This is a genomic window from Candidatus Vondammii sp. HM_W22 (genome assembly GCF_022530855.2).
In the GTDB taxonomy this organism is placed as follows: domain Bacteria; phylum Pseudomonadota; class Gammaproteobacteria; order Chromatiales; family Chromatiaceae; genus Vondammii.
The window spans coordinates 2,880,906-2,903,888 of the sequence record NZ_CP099567.1 but is presented as its reverse complement, the minus strand read 5'-3'; the positions used below and the strand labels follow the sequence as shown (position 1 = coordinate 2,903,888).

General features: G+C 62.7%; 39 protein-coding genes. 1 reads left to right on the top strand and 38 read right to left on the bottom strand.

Annotation, left to right across the window (positions count from 1 at the left end):
- Window position 1: 1 nt before the first annotated feature.
- The 4 genes from MN084_RS16490 to MN084_RS16475 are packed head-to-tail and all read right to left on the bottom strand — an operon-like array spanning window position 2 to window position 2,659.
- Window positions 2-457: a phage baseplate assembly protein domain-containing protein gene (locus MN084_RS16490; protein WP_241085724.1), complete on the bottom strand. Its 456-nt coding sequence runs from the start codon at window positions 455-457 to the stop codon at window positions 2-4.
- Window positions 454-1,488 (bottom strand): phage baseplate assembly protein, encoded by a 1,035-nt coding sequence (locus MN084_RS16485; RefSeq protein ID WP_241085725.1) that lies wholly within the window; start codon window positions 1,486-1,488, stop codon window positions 454-456. The genes MN084_RS16490 and MN084_RS16485 overlap by 4 nt, the downstream gene beginning before the upstream one ends.
- A gap of 41 nt (window positions 1,489-1,529) precedes the next feature.
- A complete protein-coding gene (locus tag MN084_RS16480) occupies window positions 1,530-2,237 on the bottom strand; it encodes a hypothetical protein (RefSeq protein WP_241085726.1) in 708 nt (235 codons plus the stop codon).
- On the bottom strand, window positions 2,225-2,659 hold the full coding sequence (locus MN084_RS16475) for a DNA circularization N-terminal domain-containing protein (RefSeq protein WP_330178562.1): 435 nt from the start codon (window positions 2,657-2,659) through the stop codon (window positions 2,225-2,227). Before MN084_RS16475 ends, MN084_RS16480 begins: the two co-directional genes overlap by 13 nt.
- 92 nt (window positions 2,660-2,751) lie before the next feature.
- On the opposite strand from MN084_RS16475, the gene MN084_RS16470 reads away from it, so the two are divergent.
- Complete coding sequence (locus MN084_RS16470; protein WP_241085728.1) at window positions 2,752-3,114, top strand: hypothetical protein; 363 nt, start codon at window positions 2,752-2,754, stop codon at window positions 3,112-3,114.
- A gap of 6 nt (window positions 3,115-3,120) precedes the next feature.
- On the opposite strand, the gene MN084_RS16465 is transcribed toward MN084_RS16470, so the two are convergent.
- The 34 genes from MN084_RS16465 to MN084_RS16300 form a co-directional block, all read right to left on the bottom strand.
- Window positions 3,121-3,726 (bottom strand): hypothetical protein, encoded by a 606-nt coding sequence (locus MN084_RS16465; RefSeq protein WP_241085729.1) that lies wholly within the window; start codon window positions 3,724-3,726, stop codon window positions 3,121-3,123.
- Entirely contained in the window at window positions 3,726-4,112 is a 387-nt protein-coding gene (locus MN084_RS16460; protein WP_241085730.1) for a hypothetical protein, read from the bottom strand. Before MN084_RS16460 ends, MN084_RS16465 begins: the two co-directional genes overlap by 1 nt.
- A 5-nt stretch (window positions 4,113-4,117) precedes the next feature.
- Complete coding sequence (locus MN084_RS16455; RefSeq protein ID WP_241085731.1) at window positions 4,118-4,987, bottom strand: phage tail tape measure protein; 870 nt, start codon at window positions 4,985-4,987, stop codon at window positions 4,118-4,120.
- A 23-nt stretch (window positions 4,988-5,010) separates the two neighbouring features.
- Entirely contained in the window at window positions 5,011-5,352 is a 342-nt protein-coding gene (locus MN084_RS16450; protein WP_241085732.1) for a hypothetical protein, read from the bottom strand.
- 77 nt (window positions 5,353-5,429) lie between these two features.
- Complete coding sequence (locus tag MN084_RS16445; RefSeq protein ID WP_241085733.1) at window positions 5,430-5,783, bottom strand: phage tail tube protein; 354 nt, start codon at window positions 5,781-5,783, stop codon at window positions 5,430-5,432.
- Between the two features lie 13 nt (window positions 5,784-5,796).
- Entirely contained in the window at window positions 5,797-7,257 is a 1,461-nt protein-coding gene (locus tag MN084_RS16440) for a phage tail sheath subtilisin-like domain-containing protein (RefSeq protein WP_241085734.1), read from the bottom strand.
- A gap of 3 nt (window positions 7,258-7,260) precedes the next feature.
- On the bottom strand, window positions 7,261-7,458 hold the full coding sequence (locus tag MN084_RS16435; protein ID WP_241085735.1) for a DUF2635 domain-containing protein: 198 nt from the start codon (window positions 7,456-7,458) through the stop codon (window positions 7,261-7,263).
- 8 nt (window positions 7,459-7,466) lie between these two features.
- Window positions 7,467-8,033, bottom strand: coding sequence for a phage protein Gp37 (locus MN084_RS16430; RefSeq protein WP_241085736.1), 567 nt, complete (start codon window positions 8,031-8,033; stop codon window positions 7,467-7,469).
- A complete protein-coding gene (locus tag MN084_RS16425) occupies window positions 8,033-8,446 on the bottom strand; it encodes a gp436 family protein (protein WP_241085737.1) in 414 nt (137 codons plus the stop codon). Before MN084_RS16425 ends, MN084_RS16430 begins: the two co-directional genes overlap by 1 nt.
- A gap of 11 nt (window positions 8,447-8,457) precedes the next feature.
- Window positions 8,458-8,637, bottom strand: a complete 180-nt coding sequence (locus tag MN084_RS16420; protein WP_241085738.1) for a hypothetical protein — start codon at window positions 8,635-8,637, stop codon at window positions 8,458-8,460.
- Window positions 8,638-8,712: 75 nt separating this feature from the next.
- Window positions 8,713-9,636 (bottom strand): hypothetical protein, encoded by a 924-nt coding sequence (locus MN084_RS16415; protein ID WP_241085739.1) that lies wholly within the window; start codon window positions 9,634-9,636, stop codon window positions 8,713-8,715.
- Window positions 9,637-9,681: 45 nt separating this feature from the next.
- Window positions 9,682-9,999: a DUF2190 family protein gene (locus tag MN084_RS16410; protein ID WP_241085740.1), complete on the bottom strand. Its 318-nt coding sequence runs from the start codon at window positions 9,997-9,999 to the stop codon at window positions 9,682-9,684.
- 27 nt (window positions 10,000-10,026) lie between these two features.
- Entirely contained in the window at window positions 10,027-11,157 is a 1,131-nt protein-coding gene (locus MN084_RS16405) for a peptidase (RefSeq protein ID WP_330178192.1), read from the bottom strand.
- A 249-nt stretch (window positions 11,158-11,406) separates the two neighbouring features.
- Window positions 11,407-11,703: a phage virion morphogenesis protein gene (locus tag MN084_RS16400; RefSeq protein WP_241085742.1), complete on the bottom strand. Its 297-nt coding sequence runs from the start codon at window positions 11,701-11,703 to the stop codon at window positions 11,407-11,409.
- Between the two features lie 311 nt (window positions 11,704-12,014).
- Window positions 12,015-12,596, bottom strand: a complete 582-nt coding sequence (locus MN084_RS16395) for a PBECR2 nuclease fold domain-containing protein (protein WP_241085744.1) — start codon at window positions 12,594-12,596, stop codon at window positions 12,015-12,017.
- The gene (locus tag MN084_RS16390; protein WP_241085745.1) at window positions 12,593-13,270 is read right to left on the bottom strand and encodes a phage head morphogenesis protein; all 678 of its coding nucleotides are present in this window, start codon (window positions 13,268-13,270) and stop codon (window positions 12,593-12,595) included. The genes MN084_RS16395 and MN084_RS16390 overlap by 4 nt, the downstream gene beginning before the upstream one ends.
- Before the next feature lies 1 nt (window position 13,271).
- Entirely contained in the window at window positions 13,272-14,690 is a 1,419-nt protein-coding gene (locus MN084_RS16385; protein WP_241086060.1) for a DUF935 domain-containing protein, read from the bottom strand.
- Between the two features lie 80 nt (window positions 14,691-14,770).
- Window positions 14,771-16,264 carry a phage terminase large subunit family protein gene (locus MN084_RS16380; protein ID WP_241085746.1) on the bottom strand — a complete coding sequence of 498 codons (1,494 nt, stop codon included), beginning with the start codon at window positions 16,262-16,264 and terminating at the stop codon, window positions 14,771-14,773.
- Window positions 16,261-16,824, bottom strand: a complete 564-nt coding sequence (locus tag MN084_RS16375) for a DUF3486 family protein (protein ID WP_241085747.1) — start codon at window positions 16,822-16,824, stop codon at window positions 16,261-16,263. The genes MN084_RS16380 and MN084_RS16375 overlap by 4 nt, the downstream gene beginning before the upstream one ends.
- Window positions 16,825-16,828: 4 nt before the next feature.
- Window positions 16,829-17,125: a VpaChn25_0724 family phage protein gene (locus MN084_RS16370; protein WP_241085748.1), complete on the bottom strand. Its 297-nt coding sequence runs from the start codon at window positions 17,123-17,125 to the stop codon at window positions 16,829-16,831.
- A gap of 2 nt (window positions 17,126-17,127) precedes the next feature.
- On the bottom strand, window positions 17,128-17,457 hold the full coding sequence (locus MN084_RS16365; protein ID WP_241085749.1) for a DUF2730 family protein: 330 nt from the start codon (window positions 17,455-17,457) through the stop codon (window positions 17,128-17,130).
- Window positions 17,447-17,674 carry a hypothetical protein gene (locus tag MN084_RS16360; protein ID WP_241085750.1) on the bottom strand — a complete coding sequence of 76 codons (228 nt, stop codon included), beginning with the start codon at window positions 17,672-17,674 and terminating at the stop codon, window positions 17,447-17,449. The genes MN084_RS16365 and MN084_RS16360 overlap by 11 nt, the downstream gene beginning before the upstream one ends.
- Window positions 17,667-17,915, bottom strand: coding sequence for a hypothetical protein (locus tag MN084_RS16355; RefSeq protein ID WP_241085751.1), 249 nt, complete (start codon window positions 17,913-17,915; stop codon window positions 17,667-17,669). Before MN084_RS16355 ends, MN084_RS16360 begins: the two co-directional genes overlap by 8 nt.
- A 36-nt stretch (window positions 17,916-17,951) precedes the next feature.
- Window positions 17,952-18,260 (bottom strand): hypothetical protein, encoded by a 309-nt coding sequence (locus tag MN084_RS16350; protein WP_241085752.1) that lies wholly within the window; start codon window positions 18,258-18,260, stop codon window positions 17,952-17,954.
- Window positions 18,242-18,802: a hypothetical protein gene (locus MN084_RS16345; RefSeq protein WP_241085753.1), complete on the bottom strand. Its 561-nt coding sequence runs from the start codon at window positions 18,800-18,802 to the stop codon at window positions 18,242-18,244. Before MN084_RS16345 ends, MN084_RS16350 begins: the two co-directional genes overlap by 19 nt.
- The gene (locus MN084_RS16340) at window positions 18,802-19,350 is read right to left on the bottom strand and encodes a D-Ala-D-Ala carboxypeptidase family metallohydrolase (RefSeq protein ID WP_241085754.1); all 549 of its coding nucleotides are present in this window, start codon (window positions 19,348-19,350) and stop codon (window positions 18,802-18,804) included. Before MN084_RS16340 ends, MN084_RS16345 begins: the two co-directional genes overlap by 1 nt.
- 89 nt (window positions 19,351-19,439) lie before the next feature.
- Window positions 19,440-19,865: a Mor transcription activator family protein gene (locus tag MN084_RS16335; protein WP_241085755.1), complete on the bottom strand. Its 426-nt coding sequence runs from the start codon at window positions 19,863-19,865 to the stop codon at window positions 19,440-19,442.
- A 45-nt stretch (window positions 19,866-19,910) separates the two neighbouring features.
- Window positions 19,911-20,156 (bottom strand): hypothetical protein, encoded by a 246-nt coding sequence (locus MN084_RS16330; RefSeq protein ID WP_330178191.1) that lies wholly within the window; start codon window positions 20,154-20,156, stop codon window positions 19,911-19,913.
- Window positions 20,156-20,752, bottom strand: a complete 597-nt coding sequence (locus MN084_RS16325) for a phage protein GemA/Gp16 family protein (protein WP_241085757.1) — start codon at window positions 20,750-20,752, stop codon at window positions 20,156-20,158. Before MN084_RS16325 ends, MN084_RS16330 begins: the two co-directional genes overlap by 1 nt.
- Window positions 20,749-21,435 carry a DUF2786 domain-containing protein gene (locus tag MN084_RS16320; protein ID WP_241085758.1) on the bottom strand — a complete coding sequence of 229 codons (687 nt, stop codon included), beginning with the start codon at window positions 21,433-21,435 and terminating at the stop codon, window positions 20,749-20,751. Before MN084_RS16320 ends, MN084_RS16325 begins: the two co-directional genes overlap by 4 nt.
- Window positions 21,436-21,469: 34 nt before the next feature.
- Window positions 21,470-22,051 (bottom strand): DUF3164 family protein, encoded by a 582-nt coding sequence (locus MN084_RS16315; protein ID WP_320416369.1) that lies wholly within the window; start codon window positions 22,049-22,051, stop codon window positions 21,470-21,472.
- Window positions 22,052-22,110: 59 nt separating this feature from the next.
- The gene (locus MN084_RS16310; protein ID WP_330178190.1) at window positions 22,111-22,368 is read right to left on the bottom strand and encodes a hypothetical protein; all 258 of its coding nucleotides are present in this window, start codon (window positions 22,366-22,368) and stop codon (window positions 22,111-22,113) included.
- Window positions 22,365-22,682 (bottom strand): XRE family transcriptional regulator, encoded by a 318-nt coding sequence (locus MN084_RS16305; RefSeq protein WP_330178189.1) that lies wholly within the window; start codon window positions 22,680-22,682, stop codon window positions 22,365-22,367. Before MN084_RS16305 ends, MN084_RS16310 begins: the two co-directional genes overlap by 4 nt.
- Complete coding sequence (locus MN084_RS16300; protein ID WP_330178188.1) at window positions 22,679-22,942, bottom strand: hypothetical protein; 264 nt, start codon at window positions 22,940-22,942, stop codon at window positions 22,679-22,681. The genes MN084_RS16305 and MN084_RS16300 overlap by 4 nt, the downstream gene beginning before the upstream one ends.
- Window positions 22,943-22,983: the final 41 nt, after the last annotated feature.

Sequence of the window (22,983 nt, the reverse complement as noted above, 5' to 3'; positions counted from 1 at the left end):
CTCACCCCTTCACAATATCGATGGTCGGCGCAGTGATCGTGATCCCGGCCGGGGTCATCACAATGGATGAAGCCCCCGCCACCAGATGGATCTCCTGGCCGCGCTTGAACCGGATGCGGTGGCCACCGTTCTGGTCTTCGTCGGTGTACAGGGCGACCTCGCCGGGGGCCAGGTTCTGCAAGCGGAACCGGCGATGAAAAGCAGATAGACAGACGGTGTGTCCACGATCACCGCCCAGGCTGGCGCTGATCGCCTCAAACCCGGCGGGCGGGTGTGCCGTCAGGCCGTAGCCCTCGACATGCTCCACGCCATCCAGCAACTCACCGCGCAGTAGTTCCAGCTGCAGGGTCTGCAGCAGGGTGGAGGGATCCACCAGGCGCCCCACGGCACGGCTCACCAACAGCCTCAGCCGTCGGCGCATGGGATCGATCAAACGGCGAATGGCGGACTCGCTCACCAGTCACCTCCATCCTTGGCCGGCAGCGGCACCAGATCGTAAGCCTCTGCCGGCATCACGGTCAGGCGGGTGCGCTGGCCCCGGGCATCGAGCACGAACTCCACGGTGCCGATCATCAGCCACTCATCGTTGAAGCCCATCCACTCATCCAGCACCCGGACCCGGGTGTTGGGTGACCAGAGACCGTCCTTGTGGTGCCAGCCGGTCACCGTGTAGGTGGCCTGTCGGGACCGGCCATAGTGGACGTTGCGCTGCCATTCGGCGCGGCGCTTGGCCTGAGTCGCATCCATGCTATCAACCGGGACAGTCGTCGGCCGGTAACGGACATTCACATTACCAGACTCACCGGTGATATGCGCCGCCAGCTCCGGCTTATCGTCGTTCCAATTGGATTGCTGCGTGCTTACGTAGTAATGACTGAACCGGTCGCGGTGACTGAACGCACCCTCCGCCTCCTCGATGTTTTCGCCGAGCACCAGCGCCGTATCCACGCGCTCTATGCCGGCACGGGTGATCACCAGACTGCCGTCTGTGTCGCTCAACAGCATCACGGCGTCAGCCCGTGAATGAGCCTCCAGGAACTCGAACAGTGTCTCGGTGTTTTCAATAACAGAGACCCGCCGCTTAGCTAGACCTGACACCTCGGAGCGCACACCAACACCAACCAGGTTGCCAACAAACTGAGCCAGTTGCTGGAGCGTCTGCTCTCGCTTCTGAACTCCATTGACCTTGTGGGGCGGCACTGAGCAGTCCACCAGGTCCGCCGTCTTCGACCGTCCCGACACCGTCAGGCTGCGGTTTCGCCCATCGTAGCGAGGGCGGATGCGGTCAACGTAGCCGGTGATCAGGGTCTCCCCATCGATGCGCACCTGGCAGGGCGATCCCAGCTTGACGGTGCGCGCCTGGCTTGCCTGATTGTCGGTCAGGGTCAGGTCGAAGGTATTGGCGAAGATATCCAGCGAACGGGTCAGGCTGATCTCCTTCCAGCCGCCGTACAGCTTGCCCTCGATGTGCAGTTGCACGTCAGGCATGGAACCCCTCCGGCGAGCATAAAACCATCAGCTTCAGAAAATTAGCCATTCAGCACCTCCAACTCTTCGCCCCCCGCCACAAACCCGGGGTGGCGGATACTGTTACGTGAAATGATCTCCTCGGCCCGCTCGGCATCGCCATACATCTGGTGGGCCACCACCAGCGCCGGCAGGGTCGCTGCCGGGGTATAAGTGGTCAGCTCCGGCAGGCGGGCACCCCGACCGCGCAGGTCGGTGGTCACCGCCGCGCGCAGGGACAGCAGCGCGTCATACACCGCATCGCCCACCGGCCGCCCGGTCACCGGATCGGTCGCCTCCATCTGGTCATCCAGCGCATCCTGCAGCCTGGCCGCCGTGTCCAGGGCCTCGTCCCGAGTGGCGTAGTCGGCCCGGCTCGATGCGCGGGCCGCCTCGATCACCGCCACCTGCTGCACCAGGCGATGCAGCGCTGCGCTGCCGACCGCCTGCCGGCGTCGGGTGGCCGTGGTGGCGGGTACGCTCGGCGCATCATCACCGGTACCGAGCAGAGCGCTGTAGAGCTGCAGGGCGCGCTGCGGTTCGGACACCGTCCCGCCCAGGCGCTGGACACTGCCGATCAGCCGGGTGGCCATTCCGGCCGGGTGGCGGATCTGGTCCGCGATATCGGCAGACACGCCGTCCACCTGGTTCTCCAGTCCCGTCAGGGTGGTGTAGAGATCCGCCACCACCTCCGCCTCGCTCCACCCCGGCAAGCCCGTCACGTCGAACACCTCGCTGAAGTCATCGCCTGCCGGTCCACGGCCACCTGAGTGTCCCTGCCAGAAGTCGGAAAGCGCAGCTCACCCGCCTCGATAAAGCTCAATCGGAAGGTGGCCCGACCGCCCTCTCGGGTGGACTCATGCACGTTGGCCTCGGTCACGCTGACGGTGAGCGTACCGTACCAGGGATGCACCAAAGTGCCGGGGCCAGACTCCTCCAGAGCACTGATCAGCGCATCCCGGGCAGTGAGGTAATCACCGCCATCGGCCACCCTGCCGTCCACGAATACCTCCGCCTGAAACTGTCGCGCCTTGCGGCCGAGGTCTTCCACATAGGGCAGATCGCGCAGGGGGTATTCATGCACCTCGTTGCGTCGTCCGATCGTCGCATCCGAGTTGGGTACCACAAAGCGAGCAGAGCGGAAGCGGCCCATCATGGCCGCGCTGCCCTTGCTGCGGGACTTGAGTGTATCCCGCCAGCTCATGCTACACTCCGGTCTGAACAGGAAATAAAGGAGTCTTCAACATGCGTTACATCGGGATTATCGCCGCCCTGCTGATGAGCGCCGCCGCCCAGGCAGGTGAACCCACCACGCCACGGGGCATTGTCATGGCTCACGAGTGCGAAAGCAGCAACCCAAAACAGGTGGGCTTTTCTTGTCACTTTGATTCCAGCGGAATGCTGATTGTCATGCATGAAAACGCCGACGAGATGTCCCCGGAGAGACGCGAGCACACCGACTACGAGTTTTACCGTCTTGCACTTCGCTTCTTCGAGCTTGGCGGCCACAGCTTTGAGATGCGATCGGACCACTGGCTCAAAAACCGCGTACGGACATGTGTCCGTATTAAGGGAAGAATACACATGCCACAGCCAGACCGTAGGTGACTAGCATTACCAAGCCCCTCCCACTCTAACACCCGCTTCCGTCTCCACCTCCAGCCCCAGGGTTCCACCCGAGTGCGGGCGATCGGCCCGTGCCTCGGCTCCCTTCTCGGGCCGCACATGTACCACCACCTCACCGCGTCTCGGTTCGGCCTGGTTGTTTCTGGCAATGGCCTGCCGGGCCTCGTCACTGCCGAAGAACGCCAGCACGTGGGCAATGCCCTCGCCGATAGCGTCCTTGATCTGCAGTCCGGTCTCGGTCTTGTCTAGCAACTGGCGATCAATCAGCGTGCCGATGCCATACCCGGCGGCACCGGCCGCCGCCAGCCCGGCACCGGCTGTGCCCACTGCCCCTGCCCCGAACATCCCCAGCTTTGACAGCGGCGTGGAGGCCAACAGGCCCAGGGTGGTCTTGGCCCGGGAGAAGATCTTCCCCGCCACGCCTCCGGCAGCCATGCCGCCCGCCGCGCCGGTGCCACCACCTATGCCACCGCCCAGCATGCCGCCCCCCGGCCAGTTGGTGACGAACACCGGGGCCACGCCGGTGGCCGCCTCGACCGCCTTGCCGGTGGCGATCCCGGCGGCGGCACCGCCCAAGCCCTTCAGGCCCTTCATCACCCGCAGGCCGGCCAGCCCCGCCCTGGAACAGTTTTCCGACCCCGTAAGCGATGGCCCCGCCACCCACCGCCGCCGTACCTATAGGTCACCGCCTTGCCGACGTTCTCATTTTCCAGCGCGGCCTTGCCCAGTGCCGCCGTCCATTCGTTGGTCTTTCCAATAACGGCGGTCAGTGGCTTCAGGGCCGGTTCAAACAATATCGCCAGCGTGGATTTGCCGGTGCCGCCCAGGCTGTCGATCTGCCGGTTCAGGCCCTTCATGGCTTCATCCAGCTTATCGGACAACGATTGCGCATCGTGCATCGACTGCACAATATCCTCAAAGCTCTTCTCGCCCTTCTGGAGCAGAGCCAAGGCCACCGGCAAGCCTTCCTGGCCGAACACCTTGGTCAGAATGCCACTGCGCTGTGCCCCCCCATGCCATCGGTCTTCTTGCGCAGGATCTCGATGATCTCGACCGTGCTCTTGAGTTCACCATTGGCATTCCTGAACATCTGCTGCTCTGCGGCCTTCAAAAAGAAGTTCTTCAGGCTGGTGCCGGCCATTGAACCCTTCACGCCCTGCTGGGCCATCAACGCGATCAGGGTCAGCATCTCGCTGGATGAGCGCTGCATCGATGCCAGCGGCCCGGCGGCATACTTGGCCGCCTCGGCGATCTCGGCGGCACCGGTGGTAGAGGCCGAGGCCGCGCGGGAGATCTGATCCGCCAGATCGGCATAGCCGGAGGCGGCGATCTTGAACGGGGTGCCGATGCCGATCAGCGCTTTCCCGGTGAGCACCGGGTCAAGTTTTTCGTAGGTGGCCAGGGCGGCCGATGCCGCCGCCGCTCCCCGCTCGCCGATGACGTCCTGTATATTGGCACCGGCCTTGATCAGCTCTTTCTCCAGGGCAACGACCTGGCCAATATTGAAGGGGGTTGACGACTGAACGCCGAACGCCGTCTTGCGCACATCGGTCAAATGCCTGGCCAGTTCGGCGGCACTGGTGCCGGCACCGCCCAGCTCGGCCCGGACACCGATCATCTCCTCCTGCAGATCCGCCGCCGCCGCTATGCCGGGCCGCATCTTGGCGGCGATGTAGCCGCCCACTGCCAGCGACTTGATGCCCCGGTTCACCGAGGTGACCATTGTGTCGTAGTCCTTGCGGACCCGTCGGGCAGCCCCACCCGCGCCGGTAATACGGTTCTCGAACTTACGCATCACGCCGCTGAACAGGTCAGCGGCGGTAATGGTCAGAGCCAGGTTAAGTGCATCACTCATCGGTCGGTTCCGGCTTACTCAGATCAATCAAGGTCTCGGCATAAAATGTCAGCTCGGCAGTCGGCATAGCCATCAGTTCGGCGCGGCTCCAGCCGGTTCGCACGCCCAGCAATAGGATCAGCTCGTGCCAGCGCCGTCGCTGCTCGACAAGGACTTTCCCTGCGCCTCCAGCTCATTGCGGGCGCTGTAGAGGATATCGAAGCGGCCGGGCTCAGGCGGCGGATCACACCCATGTCGATCGGTCCGGGCACATCACCCAGCATCACCAACTGGCGGCTGATCAGCGCCCCCTCATAAGAGACCGGCTTGTCCGCCGGGGCCAGCATCTCGGCATCGAACATGTCGCCGGCGGTGGCGGTGCGCATCTCAAAGGTGGTGCCCCGCTTGCCGCCGATCTCAATCCCGTCTTTTAAGTCGCGTTTAATCGTGTTCATAAGATCCTTCACTGCTTGTCAAACGAATCGCCGACGAACTTGATGGCGCTCTTGCCGCTGCCGGCATCGATCTCCACCGGGTTCTCCACGGCGCCATTGCGCATCACGTACTTCTGGCCGGTGTCGCACTCGAAGATGATAGTCGCGTCCTCAATGGCGGAGAGCGTCAGCACGTCCACATCCTTGGTGTGCAGCACATTGCCTTCCACGGATGGCACCACTTCCTCCTCGCGGCCATAGGTGCGACCCCCGTGGCGCTCGAACTGGCGGCTGATGCCGCCGGGGTTGGCCTTGGCGCCGTTCTCCATCTGCAGCTGTTCGCCATCGACGTAGATGGTCGCCTTACCGGTAATCTGTGCCATTGCTCAGGTCTCCTTAAACGATGAATTGAATCTGCTCGGCGAAGATCCGCAACTGGTTGACCAGGTCCGGCGGACTCATTACGTCCACGCGGTTGCGGTCGTCGGCATTGCGTTCCACGATCAGATCGGCCTGGTACTGGTCGAAGTTCTCCACCAGGCCCTTCTCTTCCAACTCGCGGAACAGCGCCAGCAGTTCGGCCCGGATGATGGAGGGGGTGACGATTGCCTGGCCGGGGCCGAAGCGGGTGCCGTCGTCTGCCAGCTTGTGACGCGGGAACTTCTGGGTGATGCGTGCGCGGGTGGCGAAGCGGATATAGCCCAGAGTGGCCGGAGTGGTCACGTCCAGGTAAGACGGATCGGCCACGCCGTAGCGGTTGGTCTGGTAGGTGGTGATGGCGCGCTCGATCTGTACCTTGCCATCACGGGTGACGCTGTAAGTACTGATGCCGTCATACAACAGCAGATTGCGCTCTTCCATCGTCCAGCGGTCTTCCACCACCGGCGGCAGAATGCCATCCAGTACCAGAGTCTGCAGCGGCCGGGCCGGGTCGTTGGTGATGGAGAAGGCCGCCACGCCGGCATAGACCGCCGCCCAGATCCAAGGCGGGGTCGGGCTGGCACCGGTGCCTAGACAGCTGACCAGATGGTCGTTGCGACCGCCGCCGAATGTGCCGGTGGTGCCGTGGGTGCCTTTGTGGGCACTGTAGGCGATGCCATCGATCATCCGCAGCGGCTCCCAGCGATCGGCCAGCTTCATCTGCAGCGTGTCCAGGTTGGCGGTGTCTGTGTAGGGCATCACCAGGCTGTTCCACCACTCGTCACCCATCGCGGCGATGCCGTCGGCGATATCGGGGTTGGCGGTGCCGCCGCTCATGTCAGTGATGACCACGGTAATGCTGCTGGGTGTGCGCTCGCCCTGGTAGTAGTTGACACGCAGGTCGATATCGTTGGCCGCCTCGCCCTTGTTGCGGGCGGTCAGATCCACCTGGGTGGCCTCGCTGTTGATCTGGGCGGTCACGGGCAGGGTAGTGTCGGCGTTGATCGCCGTGGCCAGGGCGGTGGCCACGGCCTCGCCGGTATCGCCGGAACTGATGCCGACCCGTACCCGCTTGCCGCCGATGCAGGCATTCAGCGTGCCGCTCCGGGTGGCGGTGCCGCTGGTGTCAATATTGCCGGTAGCCGCCGCTGCCGCGCCATCATCATCAAGAGCGATGGCCCAGGTCTCGGTGTAGCGGTTCGCCTGACGCAGCGCCAGCAGCATCTCCGCGAGCATCGAGCCGTCCTCGGCCTGGGCATCGGAGGTGATGCGTGTCGGCACGTCCGCCGCAACGCTACCGACCGCCAGCCGCTGACCGAAGACCAGAAGCTGGTGCGAGATGGCCGGAGTACCCTGCACCGCGCGGCTGTTGTCGAACTCGATATAGACCAGCGGTACCCTGACATTTGTAGGGATCTGGTTCATGGAAATAGACATGGCTTATTGCTCCTTGATAGGGGTTCGTTTTGCCCTCTTTTCGGCGGTCATTTTCACCTCTACCACGTCACCGTCTTTCAGGCGGCGCAGCCAGTAGTGGTTCCTGGGCAACTCGGCACCGGCGGTGGTCAGGTGCGCACCGTTTCGCGGGTCGCGTACCTTGACGGAGCCGGCAGGTTTCAGATACAGGGTCTGGCTCATGGTCTCTCCTATTGGTCCAGTCCAATCATGTGGTCATTGGCCTCGGGTTCGCCGCTGCCGGTGGGTGGGTTCAGGTCATACACCGCGTCGAAGGTCACGAAGTCATCCATGGCGGACTCGTCCGCCAAGTAGTCCAAGGGTATGTTGGGCAACTCAAACTGGATGGCGTAGACCGTGCCGCCCAGGTCGAACATGGCATCGCGGAACAGGTTGTCGATGCCGCGCAGCTGCAGGATCCCGATCTCTGGCACCCGCAGGTCGTTCAACTCAGGGGCCAGCCGGGCCACCAGATCATAGGCCCCGATCACCCGCTCATTACCGCGTCGGCGCGCCTGCTCGTCGGCACCCTTGGTGACGCAGTAGACGGTGAAACGGCCGCTCAGGTAGCCCTGTGATATGCCGTTAACCGCCCCCTGAAAGGTCACATAAACCCCCGGTGCGAACTGCAGTGCCCGCTTGAGCGTGTCCAGCGTCCAGCCGCCCGGCACCGACTCCAACCGGCGGACGGTCTGGCCGAGGGTGGCTTTGGCGGCGGTGATGATGGCATCCTCGGTAGTGGCGATGGGGTCTGTCATCAGAAGTCCTCCAGGGAATTGCCGGTAAATATCCGCTCCGGTGCATCCACCTCGGGGCTGCCGGTAATCGGTTCCACCCCGGCACTTGTCGGCAGCCCAAGTTGCACCTTGCCGGTGGAGATCGACGCCAGCAGCCGCCGGGCATCCTCGTAACGGGTGCGCACCTGGCTGTGGGGCACATCGTCGTAGAGGTGGTAACGGGTGATATCACAGGCCACCCGCACCAGCACTGGCGGCACCTCGGCCAGCGGCAGGGCATAGCGTCCCGAGAGATAGCCGTCGATCTCGCCGTCGGCTACCGTGCGATCTAGCACGGCGGTATCAATGACACCGGCACCGGTCCGGTCAGTGAGCTGGATCAGCTCCTCCTCACCGAAACGGTCAATCAGGTCTTGGGTGGTGGCGTAGGGCATCGGTCAGCGCCTCACTTTTTCACCGGTTTTTTGGTCTTGGACCCCGGCGGAGCCATGACCTTGACATCCGTCAGCGCACCAGAAGCGACCGCAGGCGCGGCCGTCTCTGCATCGACGGTGATCGGCTTACCACCAGGGGTGTGGATCTCGCCGGCCACCTTCACCGGATGGTTCACCTTGTAATCGGGCATCATTTGCCTCCGCTGTCTATAATGGATGGGGAGCGCTCCCGCTCCCCTGAATCGCCATCCCTGGAATGCGCCGGTTTAACTGACGTTCTGCAACAGGTAACCGGCGGACATGCCCGAGAGCACCGGAGCACGCTCGTAGGTGACCGGATAGATCCAGCTCTTGGCGTTGCGATCCTGGTAGGGCTGCTCCACCATCGGGTGGCTTTCCATCGTGTAGGTGTAGCCGTAGCTCGGCTCCTCCGTACCTGACGGGCTGTCTGGCACATAGGCCAGCACGGCATCCTTTCCCCAGATAGCGGTGGATGCGCCGGCATCGTCAAAGGTGATGGCCTTGCCCACCACCACATGGTCCTGATCGAACAGGGCGGCCAGCATCTCTGCGGTGATGGACTCTTTGCTGGTGTACTTGAACCGCTCCAACACATTGGCGTTGTTCTTGGCGGCGAAGAAGGCGGCACGGGAGAGCACCAGTACATTGGGCTCGATGCCTATGCTATCAGCGCAGGCGGTCTTGCCGATGTCCAGGTCGCTGTTGGGATTATTGGCATCGTCCGTCCACTTGGCTGCCGCCAGGTCGATCTTGTGGTCATCGTCATAATTGGCGGCGTTGCGGGCGGTACCCGCCTGCTCGTTCTCCAGCGCCAGCGCCAGTGCCCGCATGGTGGCGTTGGCAGCGCGGGTGCCCAGATTGATACCCGGCACGCGGCCGGCATCGCGCAGGTGCTCGAAAGGCACTTTGCCCTCCAGGGCATCCTGCAGCAGCGCGAACGGCTTACCCAGATAACCGAACTCCACCCGCTTGGTGTTACTGCCCGGTGCCCGGCGGGCGTTATAGAGCCGGAAACTCTCTTGGCCGAACTCCATCACCTGACCACCGGCCACTTGTACCGGTACACGGGGAAAGAGGATATGGCCCACGTGCTCCGCATGGCGGTAGCCCTGGGCGACGTTGGTCAAGATCGGGTCAATTACCCGGACCTGGCTGTTATTCATCGGCATTGGTTATTACTCCTGTAGGTCTGGGTGATTAGTTGGGTAGCAGGATCACTTCCACCTGCTCCCCGGCTGCCCCGGCGCTTTCACCAGGCGCCCGATGGTCACACCGGACGACCTGGTGACAGCCCGTGCGGTGGCATCCACTTCGATGGAGGCACCGGCAGCGATGGCGTCACTGGCCTCCACGATGGCGGTGCCGAGGATGTCCACGGCCGCCGAATCACCAATGGTGGCAGCATTCCGTGCCACTCCCAGCGTGTTGCCGGCAGCGGCGGCGACATCGCTGTCATGGCCGACAAAACGGTTGGCGGTCAGTGCTCCGGCGGCGATAACCGTCAGGGTGAGCAGGGGGATCGATTGCGACATGTCAGTCTCCTGTATCGATGAATGGGATCAGCCACCCACCGCTCGTGCGGCGGTGGCGTAGTCGGTGTCATGCTTGCCCTGGTACGCAACGATTTTGCGGTGCAGCGCCAGCTGTGATTGGTCCACGGTGTAGCCGTCGGGCGCCGCAAAATCGACCGTTGCCTCCTCCTGCCCGGTTCCGGAGTGCTCGGTACAGTCCACCTGGGCCGGCAGTGAATTCAGGAAATCGCGCAGGAATCCGCCAGCGGTGCCGCTGTAGGCGTCGTCACCCTCGCCGAACTCCAGCGCTTCATTGGGTAAGCGGGTCAGCAGGGCCGCGACGCCCGCCTGGTGACGCGGCAGGATACGGCCGGCCCCTGCCAGCTGCTCCGCGAAGTCGGTCACTTCGCGTTCGGTACGCTGATCTTCCTCGGCCGCCAGAGCGGCCTCACAGTCTGCGATACCCTGCTCACGGACGCTGAGTTGCGACTCCCGTTCGGCAAAAGCGGCGGTCTGTTCGGCTGTCGGCTGATTGGGGTCTGGCATGATGGGCTCCTCGGTCTCGGAATAAGCAGGGGATGCGTCGGCGGACTCTTCAGCCTCCCCGGCGCGGTCGATATCATTGATCAGAAAACTGGGCAGGATCTGCTCGGCCGCCTCCACGCCATCCTTCTCGATCCACTGCTCGCGCAGGTTGCGCAGCAGGTTGGCTACGGCCAGCCAGCCCCAGCGCTCCCTCTCGGAGAACTCGATGGTGACAATACCCTTTCCCTCATCGGCAAACTCCACCGTCTTAAGCCCCTTGATGGCCGGCGGTTGAGCGCCGAGAAAACCCACGTGGCGCAGATAGTAGATACCGGGCTTGGGGTTGGCCGGATGTGCCGGCGGATAAAAGCTGGCTGAAACCTTCTTGAAACGGCCTTTATCGACCATTTCCGCGAAAGCGCTATCGACCTGGGTCGGTAGCGCCTCCAGGGCACCCTCGTTGAATAGCAACCCGGAGACCCAGCCGTAGGCCGGGGCATCGTGGCGCGGGTGGCCAATCACCAGCGGGGCTTCGTGCAATGCAGCGTCGTAGGCGTCGGCGACAGCGGACAGGTCATCCTCTGAGAAATTGAGCACGGCGCCGCTCATGGCGGTGTGACGACCGGGGCGGAATATCTGAATCGATTTGGGCACGGCTGGCCTCGTGTGTGGATGTCCATACATGAGGCTACTTTACGGCGGATGGGCCGGGGTGTGACGGGGGAACGGGTTCCGGGGGAGCGTGATTCGGGCTGGAACCCGGTGTACAGCAGACTAACAGGCGGCAGGGGTGTGGGCAATGCCCGTGAGACCCGTTTAAAAACCCTGGGAAACGGACGGTATGCCATGGTAGCGGAGAACGCCCCTGGCGGCCTCTGTGGACCTCTCAGGACGCATTCCGATTTAACCGCCCAGCGCCTCTTCCAGGTGCCGCTGCAGGATCGCCAGGATCTCGTCCCGGTCCTGGTCATCGATGCCGAGGAACGGTCGGGCCGGGATGCCCCGTTCCTGGTCACCGAGCTGGTGGGTGGCGCCATACTTGCGATCAGTGCCGAACTCCAGGCTGTCGCGCAGGGCACCGGACTCCACCAGGATCCGTTTGCCCGCCAACTTGCCGATAGCCCCGGCCTTGGTACCACCGCCTCGCTTGGTGAGTGATCGTCGCTTCTCGCCCTTGCCGCGCTTGACACCGGTCAGCATCTTGCGCCGCAGGGTGGACTCGGCCAGCGGCTCCCAGGGGGTGCCTCCGGTCCGCGCCCGGCATCGAAGCGGGCGCGGGTGGCCAGATCCAGATACTCGCCAATATCAGCGAAGGCCGGGCGCAGGTCGGCCCCGGCCCGCGCCAGATGGTTCAGGGCCTGGCGGATCTCGCGGTCATTGTACTTTACCTGGATTCCGAGGGTGGCGCCGGCCACAGTATACTCCTATAATCTGAATTCAGATGGTTGGTTGTTGGGGCCCCACCCGGCAAGCTCTGGTAAGCGTCCAGCCAGGCCAGTGACGGGGTGGCGTCACTGGCCATCACCCCGCACGTAGATCCTCACCCCTTCCCGTTGTGCCTCGATATACGCCATTGCGCTCTCAAATCCATGCTCACGGGCAATGGTGTCGGTGACGTGGAAAACGGTGATCTCCCGCCAGCCACCCTTGCCCAGCTCAAACACGGCTATGCCGTCCTCTTCCCCTGGCAGCACCCGGAGATAGCGCCGGCGCAGCACGGTCGGCCCTTTGTCGCCGAAGGTCTTCCACGCCAGCCAGATCTCATCCGGGTCCAGCAGGGCGGCTGCTAGCACATGCAGATGCTCGTGCCGGCCGTTTTTCAACACCTTCCACCGCCCACGGCTATCGCGGAACATCCCCTCTGATAGCGGTAGCGCCTCGCCGAGCACATCACGATAAACCAGTTCTGATTGTCCCTGGGCACCCAGGGCATTTAGAAACGCTTGGGCGTACTCGTGTTCAGTCTTACCCTTGGCAAACTGCTTGACCTGCAGCGCCTTGGGTTCAGGCCGTGGTGGCTTCGAGTCCGTCTTGCCGAGATAGGTCGGGGTTTGCCCCTCGATCGGGTGTGGTGTAACGGGTGCGATACTCAAACCCCGGGCCGATACTCAAACCCCGGGTCGATCCCCTTGGGCACCCGCACGGTGCGCGGGCTGGGCCCCCGGATGCCGACCGTCTGTTCCTCCCACTGGACCGGCGGGGCTTGCTCGGCCACCGCCAATCCCATGCGTTGCACGTCCCGTTTCGAGAGGGTGAACTTCTTGCAGGAACAACCCCAGCCGTTCTGTGGGCTGTGAGTATTCCACCAGGGATCATCCAGGGGTAGCACGGTGCCGTCCCACGCCAGGTGTTCCTCGCGTGGCTCGGCGCTGCTGCCGTGGCGGTAGAGGCCGTAGGGGCACCCCTTGCGCAGGGCCGGGTCGGCCATCTGTGCCTCGCGCCCGGCGTTATAGCTCTGGCGCAGGTTGGTCTCGTAGATAATGCGGGTGCGCCAGTTGCGGCCGCCATTATAGGCCCAGCCGGTACGGGCGACGATGCCGTCAAAATCCTTCCGAAAGTCGGCGAGGGTATTGCCTTGATTGATGAAGCGGGCGATGGCGCTATGCACGTCCTCCAGCACCTGACCCCGTGCCCCGGCCACCATGAGGCCGTGGTCGTGCTCGCCGGCGTAGACGTCGGTCCAGGCAGCAGTCGGAATGCTGACCTTCTGCTTGAGAAAGTCGATTTGCGCCTGAAACGGCAGTGAACCGTAAGCGGCGGAGGTCACATCAAGCTCCGTTCAAGATGTCATAACGGCCCGCCAGGTGGGCGGCGGCCAGCGCGTCCCCCATCGCTTCTGCAAACTGGGCCGGGTCCATTTTTGGGTACAGTTCCAGTAGGCGGTCGCGCAGCTCTTCCAGGGTATCCACCTCATCGACCAGGGCACGGATCTGCTCCACCCACTGCTCCACAGCGGTATCGCCGGTGCGCTGCAGCTGCTCAAGCTGGGTGGTGGTGGCGTCAGCCGCCGGCTCCGGCTCCGCGAACGCCGGTGCCGGGTCAGGTTCTGGTCCAGTCTCCTCCCACTCGCCGCCATAGGTGGCGTGGACATGCCGCAGGGTGGACCTGAAGCCCATATCGAATACGGTACTCTCCCGCTCGGCCACTCTGCTGAGATCCTCGGCATCCTCGGTCTTGCGCCAGACGCGGGGCGGGGCGGCGTTGGGATAGTTCCATTCCGTGAGCCAGCGTACCACCGAGCGGTTGAACGAGTCGCACACCAGGTTGGCATCTGCCTTGACCAGGTCCAGGCGCACATCCTGTTGCAGCTCCTCGTTGCCCAGCTTGCCCGGTGTGCCCTCGGTGCTCGCCACCTGGCCCAGCACCACCTTGGCGATCGCCCGGTCCATGTGATCGTACAGGGCGGTATAGTCGCCGGTACCGGAGCGCGCCGCCTCCAGCAACTCAATCTCCATCCCTTTGGGGATGCTGATGCCGGAATCGGTGTGAATGGCACGTAGCGCCTGCAGCAGTTTGGCCCGCTCTGGTGGTGTGGCGTTGGTTTCGTAGCGCCCGACTGCGGTCGGCTGGCCGAACTTTTCCAGGAAGATCAGCCAGAACTTGATCCCGTTACGCTTGAAGAACACGGGCCAGTAGAGCCAATGGGCCAGTCCTAGACCGTAGGGATCATCGTCGTGATCGGCACCGGTCTGGAAGGCCCAGAACTTGTGCTCCGGCAGCGCTTCGCCATCCGGCTTGGCCATCGTCAACAGCCTCAGATCACCGCGCCCATCAAAGCCGAAGCGTTTGCGGTCACGCACCCGCACCGCATCCATCACCACCTGGCGGCCATCCCGCGCCCACAGGCATTCGGCCACCGCGTGGCCATAGAAGATGCCGGAGAGCATCTTGTCAGTCACCGCGTCCCAGCGGATCTGGCCCAGCTGCTCGCGCAGGGATTCGGCGGCCGCCTTGTCCTGGCGACGCTCACCCCCAGGCTGCACCTCCCAATCACGGGCGATTACCGCCAGTCGGCGCTGATGAAAGGTGGCCGCCACCTGATCGTCGCGCAGCAGCTCCCGGTAGGCGCTATAGTCGCCGGCAGCGCGGGTCATCAGCACCGAGTCCTGGGGCTGGGCCAGTGCCAGCGGATCCACATAGCCACGGGTGATGTCGCGCCCATCCAGGGTGGTGGCGATCTCACGCATCTCCGGCTGCACGCTCACCCTCTCGGCAAACTGCGCCCGGGTGATCACAACACCGGATTTGAGCTGTACATAGTCAGCCATCAGAACCCTCCAAAATCATTGTCGCCACTCACCACGCCGAAACCGACCCCGTTCAGGATGGATGGCCCGATGGTTGTCTCACCCGCGAAGGCATCGCGGGATTCACGGGGACCGGTGGATTGGTAGTCGATTTTCCCGGCAGGACTGGACGCTGCCTCGACCGCCAGGGCCAACGCCCAGAAGCGGTCCGCATGGCCGGCCTCGGAGCGCTCGGCGGTGAAGCGTATGTTGCCGACCGCCGTCGTGGTCTTGGTCACCGTGCGCAGATCGGCCCGCACAACCGGGTCGTAAGGCAGGCGCAAGCGCTGCTCTTCTAAATGCCCGCGCACCGGATACGCCAGCCGTTCCTTGACCGGGCCGGTGAAGGTCACCAGCTCGACGCGGTAGCTGCCGAACTTCGCCTGGGCATCATCACCCCAGCCGATGCCCAGCCCGGTGTAGTCAAAGCAGGTACGGCGTATGCACGCCAGCCAGGGCCAGAGCACCTTCTCCTGGGCCGGCTTGCTCATCGCCTTGAGCGCGATGATCTTGCGGGTGTAGAGCACATCGCCCAGGCGCTCCAGTATGCACAGCACAGTCAAATCCCTGGTGCGGCCGATATCCACCCCGGCATAGAGTTCGCGCTTGCCAGTTTGCGCCTCCTCCAGGGTGATTTTCCATGGCTCGCCCTTCGTGTATTCGCATGAGGCGATCAGATCGTATTCCAAAAAGGCTGCATCATCGTCACCGGGCAGGCACATGTACTCCTGGAGAAATGACTCCTCATCAGCGGTACCGGACTTGATGAAGTCGAAGTACGCCGCCTCATCCATCGCCTGCTGCTCGGCTTCGTCCGGCAGGGCCTGCTGCAGCTTGAACAAGAAACCCTGATCCAGGGCATCTTGCAGGGTCACCCGGTGCAAGCTGATCTGCTTGGGGTTGCCCTTCTCGCGCGCCTCCACCACCAGATCGGTGTTGAAGAAGTTGCGGCTGCCGCGATGGGTGGAGATTACTTCCATCTGGCCGCCCCAGGTCAGCCCGGGATAGGCGATGGTCCAGAGCTTGCGCGGATCCTTGTGCAGGGCGAACTCGTCAAGCACGCGCACGCCACGCTTACCGGCTTGCGCGTCCGGGTTGGAACTCATCGAGTAGATTTGCTTGCCCGAGGCGAAGCGCAGCACCAGCGCCGTCAGCCTCTCTCCCGGGTCGATCACCAGCTCACCGAGATCCTCGGCGGCCATGTTGAACGCCTGCGCCCACATTTTGCAGTCTTCCAGGAACAGCCGCGCCTGGATCTCGTCGCGGGAGGAAACCCACTGATCGTATCGGGCCGAGGCCGCCGCCGTGCGTTCCACCAGCGGATAGGCGGTACTCCAGGATAAACCGATCTGGCGGCTCTTCTCCATCACCTTCAGGCGTGCGCTGTCCTTGATCCACTTCTCCTGATAGGGCAAAAAAATGGCATCCAGGTTAGTCGGGATGCACTTGGCGTTGCCGCGTCGTTTGCTGCTCATTCCATCCTCAGCACGTCGCGGCGGATGCGTTCGATGGTCTCGGGGGAGACACCGGACTGCTGGGCGGTGGAAGCCATCGCTTCGGCCGCCTTGGCCCGTTCCTGCTTGCGGATATCCTCATCGCGCTTGACGTTCTCCGATGCCGCACGCTCCAGGCGCACCACGGACAGAGAAAGGTGTTTCAGCTGGTCGATGATCACCGGCATGCTCTCGTCGGTCACTTCACCGTCCGCCAGTTTCATGGTCAGCTCAAAGGCCAGTGTACGCAGCGTTTCGTTAATCAAGTGTCCCAGTTGCCCCTGGGGTGCGGCGCCCAGCTTGCCGATCCAGGCATTCGCCACCTGGCGGCTCTGGCGCAGGCGTTCCCCGACCTTGCGCATCTTGAGGTCGTAGCGGTTGACCGCCTGGCGGCTGACCTGCTGCTCGGCACCCAGCTCGGCCAACAGGGCATTGAGTCGATCGGCGGCCTTGATCTGGGTGATGGCCGGATCGCGCAGCCAGGCATGCAGGCTGTCGCGCACCTCGGTGGGCAGCAGGTCGATGGTGCTAGGGCGGGACATCAGCTCACCCCCCCGGACGCGGGCGCGCAATACCCGGAACGCGGGCGTGCCCCAGGGCCACGTCCTCGCCTCGGTTGGTGAGCTTGGCCACCTGCAGACCGGCCAGGTTCTCGACGGTGATCAGGCCCTGCTCTGACAGCCAGGCCAGTTCGGTGCGTAGCCGGTCGCTACTGATGCTGTGTCCCATTGCCTCCAGTGCGCGCTGCAGGACGGTCTCGTTGTGGGCGTAGTCCACATTCTCTTCCAGGACCTGCAGTAACACCAGACGCTGGTCGCTGGCGACGATCTCCTCATAACTCATGCTCACTCCCTCTCTAACAGATAGGTTTCCACTCGATCCACAGAGCGACGCATCGCTTGCAGCACCCCGGTCAGTTCGCGCACCGCACCGGACAGGTCCGTGATGCGATCGTGCAGCACCGCCAGATCGTTGTGGCTCGGCGCGTTATCGGCGCGTTGCTCCAGGCGGTCCGTTCTCCTGATCGTCTCGGTCATGCGTTCGTCCACCCCCTCGATCGCCTTCCTGTTGGCCTTGCTGCGATTGGCCACCCAGGTGTAAGCAAAGTTGACCACCACCACGCCACCCAGGGCGATCTCGTACCAGAAGCGCCAGGCACTATAATCAATTTTCATATACTCTCCATTGCTCCCGCTCCCGCTCCGTCAGGCATTCGACGCAGATGCCCGCCATGTGCCGGTGTGTCGGCAGCGGCTCCCGGCAGTCGGGGCAGTGGGGCATGCCATCGATCATGCAGGGGGTTACCCGCGTCCGGCTGCGCTCCTGTTGCGCGGCCAGTGCTGCAGCCTCGAAGTACTCGATACGCTCTCCGGCGCGGTCTGCATCATCCATGACTATCCCCCAGTCGTTTTGCCAGAGCGGCCATCAAGCCGCCCGCCGGTTCCTGACCGGCAGATACCTGCTTGTCTTTCGAGCGGCTGGTGACGTTGATGCCCAACACCGACAGCGCCAGTGTCCACATCACGGTCATGGCCCCCATCAGGGTGCCGATGGCGTTAATGATGGTTCCTGCCTCGGCTGGCTTGCTGATGGCGTAGCCGATGGCAACCATCAGGCCGATGGTCTGGATCACCCATGTCGCAGAAACGGCGTAGCCGAAGGTAGGCCGCTAGCGACGTACCACTGGGTCGTGGCTCGCTGCCTCAGCGCGTATGGTTTGGTTGACTTCTGCCAGGCGGGTGGTCTCTGCCTCCAGGTGCATGCGAGTCAGATCCGTCTGGTTGTCCTGTTCCAGTTTGCGTATTCGTTCCAGCGCGGCCGGATCCTGCAACGCGGTGGTGATGGCGGCGGGGTCTGCTTCCGTACCCAGGGCCGATGCCACCAGGCCGCCGACAGCCGCGCCGGCAGGACCGCCCAGCAGGGTGCCGACCAGCGGCGCGGCCTTGGCGACGGCATTGCTTATATCAGACCAATCCATACCATACCTCCAGCCAGAGACCGCCAGTGATCAGCGTTCCGGCAATCCAGCCGCGCAGGTATTCCTGATGCCCCCAGTTGCCTGGGCGTGGGCTCTGATGGCGCACGGTAATCCAGGCCGCCAGCGGCATGGCAGGCAGCGCCAGCAGCAGACGCGGGTCGAACAGGGCCAGTGGTACAAACCCAATACCCCAGATCGCACCCCGGGCGAGCAATGCCAACCAGGCGTTGCGCAGCAGCAGCCCGCGTTGCCACCATTCCGGATCGTCGCGTCCAGGTGGCTGGCCAGCCAGCGCGGGACCAATGGCGTTGCCCCATCCTGCCGACATGCCGACATGCCGACATGCCGGCAAACATGGCCAGCATGATCGGTGCGGTCAGCCCGTCCCAAGGGTGGCCGAACAGGGCGGCCATCAGCCAGCCGTAGACCAGCCGGTCAACGATGAAATTAAACAGCAGTTCGTAGTCGTCTCCCCGCAGTCGGTCGGCGGCGCCGAGCAGGGTGATTAGCAGCAGTTGCTGGGTGAGTAGTGACCAATCCATTAGACGGCCTCCTTTTTACTGAGAGGGGTGAAATGGAGCTGCCGTGCCTCTTCGAGGGTGCGCAGCCCAGTGACGTAGACGGTGCGGGGTTTGCCGATCAGCCGGGAAACCTTGATAGCGGTCAGCCGCTCCATGCGTCCCGGCATCGCTGGCGTGGACAGGGCCGTGGAGGGCACGGAAACATGCACCCATTCGCCGAACTCGTGAATCAGCTGGTCGTAGCCTGTGACGTGGTCGCACAGCCAGGTCGCCACCTCCAGCGGAGCATGCCCGGTGACCACAACATCGACCGCCTGGCCGTACTGATGCTGCGATGCAGGTGAACCGCCGATCAGGCGGTTGAGCTTGGGCGGGCGATAGCCGGAGGTGATATGCACCGGGCCGAGGGCATTGCGCAGGGGTTGCAATACCCGCCAACACAGGCAGCGCAGGTAGAAATAGACCGCACTGCCCTGGTAGACGGACATATCGATGCCACGCCGGGCAGCCGTCTGCGAGCGGGTGAACTCGTCCAGGTAGAAACTATCGGATAGCTGTATGCGACTCATGCCGTCATGCTAGACGGATGGCGCCGGGGATAGACGGGGGAACGGGTTCCGGGGTGAGCCAGAAGAGGGGGGCGCTGGCTTTTTACAGATTAGTCCTTGGTCGTCTCGGACGCAAATAGTTGACCCTGGCGGTCGGCGAGCGTCAGTTCGTCCTCGGCCCGTCTGCGTAGCTTGCGGATGCCCCGCTCGGTGTAGCCATAGCGGCGCGCCAGGCTGGCATTGGACACCCCGGCGGCGGCCTCGCTGGCGATCTGCTGTTCCTGCACGGCGCGCAGGGCGGCAACGCAGCGGGCGATATCGATCTCCTCGCCCCGGTAGCGTTCCACCAGCGCAGTCAGCGCCGGCAGGCCAATCAGCGGTGCCAGCCAGTGGTCCGCCGCAGCCTGGGCGGGTACGCACAGACGGACGCCGCCGCGCTCCGCTACGATGACCAGGGCGGCCGCCAGTCCCACTACCTCGATCAGCTCCTGAATCGAGGTCGGCAGGTAATCAGGATTTAACTGGGTTGTTTTCACTGCGCTCCTCCCGCATCTGGGCAACTCCTGTCGGTTTCTTATGCATCAGCGTTTCTTTTCCCAGAATCTGCAGGCCGGACCTTTGATGCGGATGTCGGTGCCGGATCCGTGAGTGGCTTGAACCAATCCACACTTCCAGTAGCGTTTACTGTGTTCGTGATACCAAGAGTGCTTGCAGGTTTTGCAGATCTCTCCCTCGGGGCCAGTTCCTGGAAGTGCCGGATAGGCACTACGGCCCTCTTTGATCTCTACGGCCTCACCAAAGCCAGGGAGTACCGCTTGAACGGCCATCACACGTCCTCCTGGCTGGCAGCACACTCGTTGGCCAGGACTTCGACGATATGCCGGAGCCAGGCCCTGTTGCGCTGCCATTTTCCGCACATATGTTCTGGGAGCATGGCATCGATATGTGTGCGGTTTTCCCCCAGTTTCCTGAGCAGCTTATCAATGCCGGCAAGGTTGCCCCGTTTTTCCTGCTCGACATCGAGGGCAGCGATAATGGCGCGGAAATGTTCGGATTTGCGCACCCACTCCAGGCGCTTGATGCCTGGACTGCTGTTGGGCTTTTTGCCTTTGCCGCCAGTGATGTTGTAAGCGATGCTCTCGGCGTACTGCCAGCTGAGCCCCATGGAGGCTAGCTGGGCTTCGATCTTGGTCATGTAGGATGAGGGGTTGAACGGCACACGACCGGCATGCCTGGGCGGGCGTTTTACCAGTGCTTTCTGTCTACGCAGCTCAGCCACAAGGTTCTCCAGATCTGCATCGCTCATGTTGCTGCAGCTGGAGTGACCAGTGCGTAGCTTTTGCCAGTTGCGGCGGTCATCTTCGTCGGAAAATAGTTTGGCGGCACCGACATGAACGAGCTGGATTAGCTTGTTGCGGTTCATTGGTTGCTAATTTTACGTTGAGTGACCCCGGATACTTGCCGAGCGAGGCTGGCACTCTGTCCAGACTGATATCCTTTGCTAAAGAAGCTGTCTGAGCCGGTGAATTTGGCGGGGCCGGGGTCGCTATATTCCGTGGGCCCGAACTCGCGCTCAACCAACTGTCCCTTACAAGCAACCAAGGCGGCACCGGAAGATGTTTTGATCTGCTCACGCTTGCGCATGGCCTCGTCGACCTGATTGGTGACACCGTTGGCAAAGCCAAGTCGGTATGCGCGTCCCTGGGTGAATCGTTCCGCCTGCCGGTACATTTCATTACGCAGATACTTCATTAACTCAACGGCACAAATGGTGTCTACCAGCATTCCGCTGAACTGCACATCATAGTGCTTGTCGCGCCAGACGTAGCGCACTATGCCTTCGTTGAAGATCGCCACCGCCACCGCCACCGCCACCGCCACCGCCAGGGTACCGATCGGCGCTATGGTGCTGGTCATCCTGGTTTCGTAGTTGTTGCTGCCCATATTCGAGGAACTGACAGTGGACAGGTCCAGCTCCGAGACCTGGTGTTCATCTATCAGCTTGCGAGCGCGCTTGGCGGCAATGCCCGCCTCGTAAGGACTGCTGGTATCTCTGCTCATTGCCAAGAGTTTGCGGATGCGGTCAATGATCTTTTCGTGTTTCATGGTGCTGACTACACCGCCGCCAGATCGAGCGGGATCACCCGGTACTGGCCGCTGTCGCCGATGGCTCGTACACCCGCACGTAGATAGCGGTCCCCACGGTCTGGATGCTGTCCCGCAGGGCGTCCATCGCGCGCTGCCATTCTGCATCGTCGATCTCCAGCCGCAGCAGCTCCAGCACTGCAGCGCTCTTGATTTGCCCCTGGGTGTCGGTGCGGAACGCCCGATCGATCAGGGCGCGAATGTTGTTGTTGGCACCCTCGCTCCAGCGGGTGATGCATCCGTTGATCAGCATCTTGGCCGCCTCCAGCTCTTCAGTGAAGGCAATCCGACGCTGTACCTTGTAGCGCCCGTCGTAGCTGGCGAGCTGGACGTTGCCCCTGCGTCCACCTATTCGGGTGTCGTAACGCTCGGCGGCGATCTGGATCAGGTCCTCGATATCATTCAGGGCCTGCTCTTTGAATTTCGCCAGTTCTGCGTTCAGCTCGTGGGCACGGGCGGCCAGACAGAGCACCAGATCATCGCGCAGTTTGTCCTGCTCGCGCACCTGGCCTTCCGGCACCAGGTGGCCGACGGCGTTGCGCATGTAGCCATCGGGGATCTGTTCAGTTGTCTGCATGGGTCTCTCCTCCTGTGTCTGTTGTATCGATGTGATCGTAATGTCATCGCTTCCCGTGCTCATGCCGGCACCTCCCACTCAACCTGACAGTGTTCATAGTCGGTGGCATAGGTGATCTTTTCCGGGTTTATCCGCAGCATGCCGCCTTTGAGACCACCTGGCTCAAGGTAAGGCGCATCGATGATGATGCGCGGTCGCGGCAGTGTGCCGAGTTCGACTCTTGCAATCGCCAGTCCTCGCTGTGCCAACTTGATTATGCACCGTAAAGCATCTTCCATCTGTGCGACCAAGCGGCCATTACAGGTTGGTCTGTTCATCGGTTCCTCCGGTTTTCACAGGTAGGGCAGGTCTTATGCAGCTGCACCCGCAACGGATTTGTGGATGCAAAGTTGTTGCTGCGGCGCTGATGTTCGATGCAGCGATTACGTGGGATGGTTCCAATCGCAGGACATTCAACCGTTGCCCCCATTAAAGCCCCTCTTACCACCTCTTCAACACTGATTAAGTCGCCGTTGTATGTGCCTTTAAGCACCTGATTGACTACCGCTGTTGAGTAGCCTATGAGTGCAGCGGCCTTGCTTTGTGATGTGCTTTCACACTCTGTCCGCAGTACGTTAATCCAATTACTCACTGTGTGAGTCCTCCGTCATATACTTTGTGTTCATTGGGATCATAGGTACGGCCATCCGTCTGCAGCCGGGGCGCTTTTGGCCCGGTATTGCGGACTAACCGATAAACCTCATGGCCTCCCTTCCGTCCTTCATCTCTTGCTTTGGCGATGGCGAGATACTTCGAGCATCGCAGACCAGTCACATATTTACGGGCGTTGTATTGTCCGATATCGGCCGTGGCCATCAGGTCAGGCAGCGTAAAACGGACAAGAATCCGCATGCTCTGCCAGGCCCTGTCTCGGGCGCAGGGTTGTCGGTTCG

Excerpts from the sequence above, each read along its gene's own strand:
- MN084_RS16485 (WP_241085725.1), bottom strand. The coding sequence starts at position 1,488 with ATGCCTGACGTGCAACTGCACATCGAGGGCAAGCTGTACGGCGGCTGG.
- MN084_RS16475 (WP_330178562.1), bottom strand. The coding sequence starts at position 2,659 with ATGGGCCGCTTCCGCTCTGCTCGCTTTGTGGTACCCAACTCGGATGCG.
- MN084_RS16470 (WP_241085728.1), top strand. The coding sequence starts at position 2,752 with ATGCGTTACATCGGGATTATCGCCGCCCTGCTGATGAGCGCCGCCGCC.
- MN084_RS16465 (WP_241085729.1), bottom strand. The coding sequence starts at position 3,726 with ATGAAGGGCCTGAAGGGCTTGGGCGGTGCCGCCGCCGGGATCGCCACC.
- MN084_RS16455 (WP_241085731.1), bottom strand. The coding sequence starts at position 4,987 with ATGAGTGATGCACTTAACCTGGCTCTGACCATTACCGCCGCTGACCTG.
- MN084_RS16450 (WP_241085732.1), bottom strand. The coding sequence starts at position 5,352 with ATGCGCACCGCCACCGCCGGCGACATGTTCGATGCCGAGATGCTGGCC.
- MN084_RS16445 (WP_241085733.1), bottom strand. The coding sequence starts at position 5,783 with ATGGCACAGATTACCGGTAAGGCGACCATCTACGTCGATGGCGAACAG.
- MN084_RS16440 (WP_241085734.1), bottom strand. The coding sequence starts at position 7,257 with ATGTCTATTTCCATGAACCAGATCCCTACAAATGTCAGGGTACCGCTG.
- MN084_RS16435 (WP_241085735.1), bottom strand. The coding sequence starts at position 7,458 with ATGAGCCAGACCCTGTATCTGAAACCTGCCGGCTCCGTCAAGGTACGC.
- MN084_RS16430 (WP_241085736.1), bottom strand. The coding sequence starts at position 8,033 with ATGACAGACCCCATCGCCACTACCGAGGATGCCATCATCACCGCCGCC.
- MN084_RS16425 (WP_241085737.1), bottom strand. The coding sequence starts at position 8,446 with ATGCCCTACGCCACCACCCAAGACCTGATTGACCGTTTCGGTGAGGAG.
- MN084_RS16420 (WP_241085738.1), bottom strand. The coding sequence starts at position 8,637 with ATGCCCGATTACAAGGTGAACCATCCGGTGAAGGTGGCCGGCGAGATC.
- MN084_RS16415 (WP_241085739.1), bottom strand. The coding sequence starts at position 9,636 with ATGCCGATGAATAACAGCCAGGTCCGGGTAATTGACCCGATCTTGACC.
- MN084_RS16410 (WP_241085740.1), bottom strand. The coding sequence starts at position 9,999 with ATGTCGCAATCGATCCCCCTGCTCACCCTGACGGTTATCGCCGCCGGA.
- MN084_RS16400 (WP_241085742.1), bottom strand. The coding sequence starts at position 11,703 with ATGCTGACCGGTGTCAAGCGCGGCAAGGGCGAGAAGCGACGATCACTC.
- MN084_RS16385 (WP_241086060.1), bottom strand. The coding sequence starts at position 14,690 with ATGCGTGAGATCGCCACCACCCTGGATGGGCGCGACATCACCCGTGGC.
- MN084_RS16380 (WP_241085746.1), bottom strand. The coding sequence starts at position 16,264 with ATGAGCAGCAAACGACGCGGCAACGCCAAGTGCATCCCGACTAACCTG.
- MN084_RS16375 (WP_241085747.1), bottom strand. The coding sequence starts at position 16,824 with ATGTCCCGCCCTAGCACCATCGACCTGCTGCCCACCGAGGTGCGCGAC.
- MN084_RS16370 (WP_241085748.1), bottom strand. The coding sequence starts at position 17,125 with ATGAGTTATGAGGAGATCGTCGCCAGCGACCAGCGTCTGGTGTTACTG.
- MN084_RS16365 (WP_241085749.1), bottom strand. The coding sequence starts at position 17,457 with ATGAAAATTGATTATAGTGCCTGGCGCTTCTGGTACGAGATCGCCCTG.
- MN084_RS16360 (WP_241085750.1), bottom strand. The coding sequence starts at position 17,674 with ATGGATGATGCAGACCGCGCCGGAGAGCGTATCGAGTACTTCGAGGCT.
- MN084_RS16350 (WP_241085752.1), bottom strand. The coding sequence starts at position 18,260 with ATGGATTGGTCTGATATAAGCAATGCCGTCGCCAAGGCCGCGCCGCTG.
- MN084_RS16345 (WP_241085753.1), bottom strand. The coding sequence starts at position 18,802 with ATGGATTGGTCACTACTCACCCAGCAACTGCTGCTAATCACCCTGCTC.
- MN084_RS16340 (WP_241085754.1), bottom strand. The coding sequence starts at position 19,350 with ATGAGTCGCATACAGCTATCCGATAGTTTCTACCTGGACGAGTTCACC.
- MN084_RS16330 (WP_330178191.1), bottom strand. The coding sequence starts at position 20,156 with ATGGCCGTTCAAGCGGTACTCCCTGGCTTTGGTGAGGCCGTAGAGATC.
- MN084_RS16325 (WP_241085757.1), bottom strand. The coding sequence starts at position 20,752 with ATGAACCGCAACAAGCTAATCCAGCTCGTTCATGTCGGTGCCGCCAAA.
- MN084_RS16320 (WP_241085758.1), bottom strand. The coding sequence starts at position 21,435 with ATGAAACACGAAAAGATCATTGACCGCATCCGCAAACTCTTGGCAATG.
- MN084_RS16315 (WP_320416369.1), bottom strand. The coding sequence starts at position 22,051 with ATGCAGACAACTGAACAGATCCCCGATGGCTACATGCGCAACGCCGTC.
- MN084_RS16310 (WP_330178190.1), bottom strand. The coding sequence starts at position 22,368 with ATGAACAGACCAACCTGTAATGGCCGCTTGGTCGCACAGATGGAAGAT.
- MN084_RS16300 (WP_330178188.1), bottom strand. The coding sequence starts at position 22,942 with ATGCGGATTCTTGTCCGTTTTACGCTGCCTGACCTGATGGCCACGGCC.